Below are 852 nucleotides of genomic sequence, written 5' to 3' on the forward strand. Positions count from 1 at the left end.
AAAATTATATCTACATACAAGGTCATATGTTAGACCCCATTAGTACAGTGATTGGTTACAATTGGCCTACGGCTTATGGGGTACGTTCCAAACCATATGATTCATTACATCCGTTAATTCTACCCCTCAGAGAGATGGGGGGAGCGATCATCGGCTATAATCCTAGTACCCATAATTGTTATGCTGATGCAAGTGCTAAGTGTAAAAATGATTACGGTTCATTTGATTTTATAAAATTTTATTCCACGAGAACAGGGAACAAAAAATGAAAATACGATTTAACTTATTGAGCCTGCTCATTCTATTAAGTATTACTGGATGTGATATGGACAAATCTCCTCCAGGGGAAGTATATGGGTGGATCAAGCCAGGAGCAGACTTTACCGAGGTAGGAAAAGCCTTATTAGAATGTGGCATGCCACATCTTAATTATCTTGAGGCTGAAAATCAAAAGCTCAGCAATAATGATAATGCAACAATTTATGCTTGTATGATTCAAGCAGGATTCCGTGACAGATATGGCGGTCCATCTTGGTGTGTGAATCATTGGAGGGAAAACCTTCCCATTTGTCGACCAGGCGCGGTCATTCCGAAACGAAGTGTTGAAAAGCGCTTAAACAGCCCTTTTTGTAAAAAATATAAAAATGCGGATGAATGCCAATCTTAAGTGATGATCAACAATCCGCCATCCTTGCCTTCGCTTGGAATGGCGCGATTGTTTTCTCAATCTAACATCTCAATATTGTTCACCGTTGTTTTAAGCAGCGGTGACAGGAAATATCAACAGGCTTATGAGCTTTTTTATTGTAAATAAATCCATTGAAAGAGGGGAATAATGAAGAAAATCTTAAA

1 protein-coding gene and 1 pseudogene are annotated in these 852 nt (G+C 38.6%); both read left to right on the plus strand.

Annotated elements, in window-relative coordinates:
• Positions 1-269, plus strand: a pseudogene (locus ACFILL_RS09395) (hypothetical protein); the annotation flags it as partial.
• Complete coding sequence (locus tag ACFILL_RS09400) at positions 266-667, plus strand: hypothetical protein (RefSeq protein WP_273791508.1); 402 nt, start codon at positions 266-268, stop codon at positions 665-667. The pseudogene ACFILL_RS09395 and the gene ACFILL_RS09400, both read left to right, overlap by 4 nt.
• Positions 668-852: the final 185 nt, after the last annotated feature.

This window comes from Bartonella sp. AP20NXHL (assembly GCF_042196165.1).
GTDB lineage: Bacteria > Pseudomonadota > Alphaproteobacteria > Rhizobiales > Rhizobiaceae > Bartonella.